The sequence below is a fragment of the Streptomyces sp. NPDC047028 genome, assembly GCF_040644095.1.
Classification (GTDB): Bacteria; Actinomycetota; Actinomycetes; order Streptomycetales; family Streptomycetaceae; genus Streptomyces.
Genome location: NZ_JBEYVS010000067.1, coordinates 22006 through 28005 on the forward strand (window position 1 = coordinate 22006; position 6000 = coordinate 28005).

Sequence of the window (6000 nt, forward strand, 5' to 3'; positions counted from 1 at the left end):
GAGGACGAGGAGAGGCGGGGTGACCGGCAGAGCCCAGGAGGGGACGCACCAGCAGCCCCCGGACGCGCAGCCCCGGGACGAGGCCTGGGCGGCACAGCTGCTCGACCTGCTGCGCCCGGCCGCCCGGGACCCGCGCAGGGTCGTCGCCTGGCTCGCGCGGACCGTCGGGGCGACCGTCCGCCTCCAGGACGCGCACGGCGGCCTCCTCGCCGGAGAAGACCTGCCGCTGGACGAAGCCGTCGTCGCGGACGTCGTCACCGGCAGGATCTCCGCCGCCGCCCTGGACGACGGCACCCGTCACGTCCGCATGGTCGGCCTTCGCCACCCCGAACCGGGAGCGGTGCTCGCCGTCGGCCGGACCGCCCCCTTCGACCGGCGCGCCGCGGATATCGTCACCCACACCGCGGGCGTCCTCGAACTCCTGCTCAGGGAAGCGGAACTGACGGCGGCCGGACGGCAACTGCGGCGGGCCGCCGCCGATCTGCGGCTGGCGATCCTGCAACTGCTCATGGTCGAGGACACCGTCTCCGCCCGCCGGGTCGCCGCCGGTCTGTGGCCGGGCCTGCTGGAGGCGAACAGCGCGCGCGTCTACGTCGTCGAGGGCGCCCCCGCCGACCGCGACCGGATCGCCGACGAGTGCCAGGACCTCACCGACGGCCAGGCCCTCGTCGTGCGCTGTCCCGCGATGGACGGCCATGTGATCGTCCTCGGTCCCGCGTCCGTGGTGGGGGAGCGGCTGGGCGGACTGGTCGACGGCCGGCCGGGCACCTACCTGGGCGGCAGCCTCCGCCAGAGCCTCGCCCGGACCGCCTCCGCCTACGGACAGGCCGTCAGCGCCCTGGCCGTCGCCCGCTTCCGCCCGGACCGCGCCGCCGTCTACGCCGAGCGCACCCACCCCGAACGACTGCTGGACCCCGCCGCCCTGCGCGCCTGGTCCGCCGGCCTGCTGCGCCCGCTGGACACGCTGCCCCACCACACCCGTGCCGAACTGCTGGCCACCACCCGGCTGGGACTGGAGTTCACCGCGGTGAACGCGGCGAAGGTCCTCGGGGTCAGCCGCAACACCGTCCGCGCCCGCATGGACCGCGTCGAGACGCTGCTCGGCACGCGCTTCTCCGACCTGGCCGCCCGCGCCGCCTCCCACCTCGCCCTCAACACCGAGGCCACGCACGGCCCGTACGACCCCGGAGTGACCGCCCCGGACAGCCCGCACGGTGCCTCCGGGGTGGTCCCCGGCGGGCCGGACCCGGTCCGGCTGGACGACCTCCTCGGCCAGGGCACCCTCCGCGCCTGGGCCGCGAACCTCCTCGGCCGCCTGGACGCCGACGGCCGCGACCTGCGGGGCACCCTGCGAGCCTGGATCTCCGCCGGGGCGAACGCCGAACGCGCCGCGCAGGAGCGCGGATTGCACGCCCAGACCGTCCGCGAGCACGTCCGCGCCGCCGAACCGGTCCTGGAGCGGCACCTGCTCACCGCGGGCACCGACCTGTACGAGGTCGTGCTCGCCCATCTGGCCACCGGTGCCGTCGCCGTACCGGCCCTCGGCCGGGCGAACCGGGAACAACCGGACTCACCTGTGCACGGGTGAGCCCTCCGGGCGGTGTGGCGGGCAGCGGTGCGGTACCCCCGGCGCCGCGTCAGACGTAGGTTCGGCGTTCCGTGGGGTGCGACCGGAACGGGGGACCGGTCGCACCGCCACCGGTCCCCCGTGCACCCTCACCGGTCACCGGCGTACCGGACCCCTCACCCGTGCAGCCGGACCGGGATCTCCTGCCAGCCGTGGGCGATGAACGACGGCACCTGACGCAGTTCGTCCGGCTTGACGGCCAGGGACAGTTCCGGGAAGCGGTCGAACAGCGCCGGCAGCGCGGTCAGGGCTTCCATCCGGGCCAGCGGCGCCCCGACGCAGCGGTGTACGCCGATGCCGAACGCGAGGTGGTCGTCGGCCCCGCGGGCCGCGTCGAAGCGGTCCGCGTCCGGGCCGTAGTGCGCGGGGTCCAGGCCCGCCGCGCCGAACGTCGTGATGATCGCGTCGCCGGCCGGGATCGTGACCTCGCCGACGCGCAGGTCCTCGGCGGCGAAGCGCAGCGGCAGCGCCGAGACCGACGGGTGCGCGCGCAGCGTCTCGTCCACCACCGCGTCCCAGCCGATCGCGCCGGAGCGCACCGCGGCCAGCTGCTCGGGGTGGGTCAGCAGGGCGACGACCGCGTTGCCGATGAGATTGACCGTGGTCTCGAAGCCGGCCCCGACCACCAGCAGCAGCGTGTGCAGCAGCTCCTGGTCGCCGAGCCGGCCGCCCTCCTCGTCCCGGACCCGGATCAGCTCCGTCGTCATGTCGTCGGCCGGGTTCTCCCGCCGGTACGCGATGAGCGCGCCGAGCACCGTGCCGATGCGCTCGGCAACGGACGCCGCGTGCTCGGGACTCTGGTCGGAGGTGTCCATGACGTCGGCGATCAGGCTGGCCGCGTCGGACCACAACGCGTCGGGCACACCGAGCAGTTCGCAGATCATCCGCATCGGTAGCGGATGCGCGAGCCCGGCCCGCAGGTCGACCACACCGCCGCCGGCGCCCTCGGCGTGCACCGCGTCGAGCAGGCCGGCGGTGATGGCGGCGACCCGGGGGCGCATCGCCTCGGTGCGCCGGAGCGTGAAGCTGGGGGCCACCAGCTTGCGCAGCCGGGCGTGGTCGGGGCCGTAGGTGGAGAGCATGTTGACCACGCCCACCCAGTTCACGATCCAGCTCCAGGCGGGGTGTTGGCCCACCTCGGGCCACAGCCGCCAGTGCAGCCGCGCGTCCTTGCTGACCCTCGGGTCGAGCATCAGGTTCCTGAGGACCTCGTGGCCCGTCGGCGCCCAGGCGGGGATGCCGCCCGGCAGTTCCACGGGCACCACCGGGCCGAGAGCGCGCAACCGCGCGCTCTCGGCGGCCAGGTCGGTGCCGAACGGGTCGAGGGCGATGCGGTCGGTGACGGTCACGACGGGTCTCCTGGCTGGTCGGCCCTCTCCTGGGGCGGTCCCAGCCAGTAGACCCCGTCGTCGGCCTAGATCGACGGGTGCGGCACCATTCGGGGCCGAATCTGGCCGAGTCGTACCGGGTTTTGAGCGCAAACCCGAAGGTCCGTGAACGTCCGCTCGGGCTCGGTGCGCTGTCCGCCGAGGTCCGACCCGGTTACCTGGCCGCCGGTTCCGCGGGCAGGTTGAACACGTGGTCCGGCGAGATGATCTTCGTGATGGCCTCGCCGAACACGGTGCTCGGTTCGCTCCCGTTGTGGTTGATGTCGGTGTTGAGCACCACCACCAGGCTCGTCTGCGTGGACGGCAGGTAGACGGTGAGGGACTCGTAGCCCGGCAGCGAGCCGTTGTGCCCGATCCAGCCCTGCACGTTGAAGATGCCCAGCCCGTACCCGGAGCCGGCGATCGGCGTGGGCGGTGTGGTGAGCCGCTCCTTCTGGGTGGCCGCGCTCACCATCCGGCTGCCGTCCGGGAACACACCGGTGGCCACCGTGCGCGACCAGGTGTGCAGGTCGTCGAGTGTCGAGATCGTGGCGCCGGCCGCCCAGCCCCACGAGGGGTTCCAGTCGGCGGTGTCGGCCACCTTGCCGTCGGCCGTCTGATCGGTGTAGCCCTGCGAGTGCGGGGTGGGGAACTCGTTGCCCGTCGGGAACAGCCTCTGCTTGAGGCCGGCCGGGTTCAGGACGTGCTGGTGGATGTAGTCCCCGAGTTTCTGCCCGCTCTCCTTCTCGACGACCAGGCCGAGGAGGATGAGGTCGGTGTTGCAGTAGTAGAACTTCTGCCCCGGCGGGAACAGCACCGGATGCTTGAAGCTGTAGTCCAGCAACTGCTGCGGGGTGAACGGGCGTTGCGGATCGGAGGTCAGTGCCTTGAAGAAGCCTTCGTCCTCGGAATAGTTGAACAGGCCGCTGCGCATCTCCGCGAGCTGCCGAAGCGTGATCTTGTTCCCGTTGGGGATGCCGTCGACGTACTTGCCGATCGTGTCGTCCAGGTCGACCTTGCCCTGGTCGACCAGTTGCAGCAGCGCCGACACCGTGAACGTCTTGGTCTCGCTGCCGATCCGCATGTACAGATCGGGCGACATCGTACGGCCGTTGCTCTTGTCGGCGACGCCGAACGAGTGGACGTAGGCGCTCTGGCCCGGCGTCCGGATGTCGACGCTCACGCCGGGGACGTTCGCCTCGTGCATCACCTTGCTTACGGCGGCGCCGACTTGGCGTGCCACGGCCGGGGTGAGGTCGCGGACGGCCGTGCCCGACGGGGACGGTGAGGGCGAGGGCGAGCCGGCGGTGGCGAAGGCCGCGGGGACCGGGCCGGTGCCGCCCAGGCAGGAGCCGAGGCGAGCGGCAGCAGCAGGGCGCCCGCGAGGACGGCCGCGGCGACTTCTTTGCGCGGACGGGGGGAAGAACGGGACATGGGCTGACTCCAAGCACGTGATGACCGGACGTGCGGTGGCGAGACGTCGGAGCCCTGACCCGACCAGCATAGGAGCGCGCTCCCGGTGCTGCCCGTCGGCGGACGCGGGCCGCCGGGGGCGCCGTACCGGAGGCTGCCCCCTCCTCGTGGGATGCTTGTCGGACGGGCGGAACACCCCGTCCTGGCGGTGCGCTCACCCGACCCGGTGAGCACGCGGCACCGGGCGTACCGGCGGGGCACCCCTGGCGTTGCCCCGGCATGAACCGCATGGATCGCCCGGAGCGCGCGGACCGTGCCGGGCACCCGGACCGCACCGACCGCCCGGAGCCCGTGGAGGAGCACGCGGAGCGCCCGGATCACCCCGCAGCCACTGCACACCTGGACGCCACCCACCGCCCGGCGCACGCGGAGCGCCCCGCGCCCTCCCTGTTCCCGCGTCCGCAGGACCCGGTCACGTCGCCCCGCACCCGCCCCGGACCGGCTCACGCGCTGCGCACCCGCGAACCCATCTACGCCCGGCTCGTCGCCGAACGGTGGGCCGAGGGACGGACCGTGCCCGCCGAACGGGACGCGCTGTGGGCCTCGTTCACGGGTTCCGCACGCTCGGGTCGTAACGGTCCGGCCTCCCCTGACACGCGCTACTGCTCGCACAGCGGCGCGAGCACGGCCAGGGTTCCGTTGGCCCGGCGCAGCGCCTCCTCCAGCGCACCGGGCGCGTGCAGCCTGCCACTGCCGTCGGGCGGGACCAGCCACTCCAGGGCGCGCGTGGGGCGGTACGGCGGCGGTACGGCCACCCAGGCGCCCCTCGTCGCGTACCGGAGCCCGTCCCCCACCCACGTCCCGGACGGGTCCGGCGGCAGGAAGAAGCCGACCCGGCCCGCGGAGGCGTCCACCAGGGTCGGACCGGGGACCGGTCGCGCGGGCTGCCACAACAGGTCCAGGGTGAGCAGGCCGAGCCGGTCCGGCACGCTCAGCACGTCCCAGTAGCGGCCCGCCGCCAGCAGGGCGACCCCCGCGCCGTGGTCCCACTCCCACTTGCAGGCGCGCGGGTCGGCGGCCGCCGCGGCGAGCCACTCCACGCCCCGCATCCACATCGTGTTCGTCATGCACTGCTCCGGGGGATCGTCGACCGACAGGGGCGCGGGGAAACGGCTGCGACCGGGCATCTGGTGCGGCTGCCTGCCAACCCGGGCATATGCATGCTGGTAGATATTTCTACTTCGCGGAAGGGGTGGCGAGGCCTGGCGTTTGAACGGACCCGTTCCAATCCCGAGCACCGCCCGGCCGCTCGGGGATGCGACCCCGGCGGGATCGTGCTGGTCCGAGAGGACAGGTCGAGGGGCTCGCGCTCGGCGTCCACGGCAAGGTGCCCATCGAGAGCTACGTGCCGATGATGATGTTCGCCATCATCTTCGGCCTCAGCATGGACTACGAGATCTTCCTGCTGTCCCGCGTGCACGAGGCCTGGATGCGCACCCAGGACGCCAAGGCCGCGGTCGCCCACGCCCTGGAGATCACCGCCCGGATCATCACCTGCGCCGCCCTGATCATGGTGAGCGTGTTCGCCGCGTT

4 protein-coding genes and 1 pseudogene are annotated in these 6000 nt (G+C 73.2%); 2 read left to right on the top strand and 3 right to left on the bottom strand.

The features are described from left to right. Positions 1–97: 97 nt before the first annotated feature. On the top strand, positions 98–1588 hold the full coding sequence (locus ABZ854_RS34620; RefSeq protein WP_361219284.1) for a helix-turn-helix domain-containing protein: 1491 nt from the start codon (positions 98–100) through the stop codon (positions 1586–1588). Positions 1589–1743: 155 nt separating this feature from the next. Here ABZ854_RS34620 and ABZ854_RS34625 read toward each other — a convergent pair whose 3' ends face one another. The 3 genes from ABZ854_RS34625 to ABZ854_RS34635 form a co-directional block, all read right to left on the bottom strand. After that, a complete protein-coding gene (locus ABZ854_RS34625; protein WP_361219273.1) occupies positions 1744–2976 on the bottom strand; it encodes a cytochrome P450 in 1233 nt (410 codons plus the stop codon). Between the two features lie 193 nt (positions 2977–3169). After that, a complete protein-coding gene (locus ABZ854_RS34630; RefSeq protein ID WP_361219276.1) occupies positions 3170–4177 on the bottom strand; it encodes a serine hydrolase domain-containing protein in 1008 nt (335 codons plus the stop codon). A gap of 889 nt (positions 4178–5066) precedes the next feature. Beyond that, the gene (locus ABZ854_RS34635; RefSeq protein WP_361219279.1) at positions 5067–5534 is read right to left on the bottom strand and encodes a hypothetical protein; all 468 of its coding nucleotides are present in this window, start codon (positions 5532–5534) and stop codon (positions 5067–5069) included. Between the two features lie 239 nt (positions 5535–5773). Between ABZ854_RS34635 and ABZ854_RS34640 the strand changes: the two are divergent. Further along, positions 5774–6000, top strand: a pseudogene (locus tag ABZ854_RS34640) (MMPL family transporter); the annotation flags it as partial.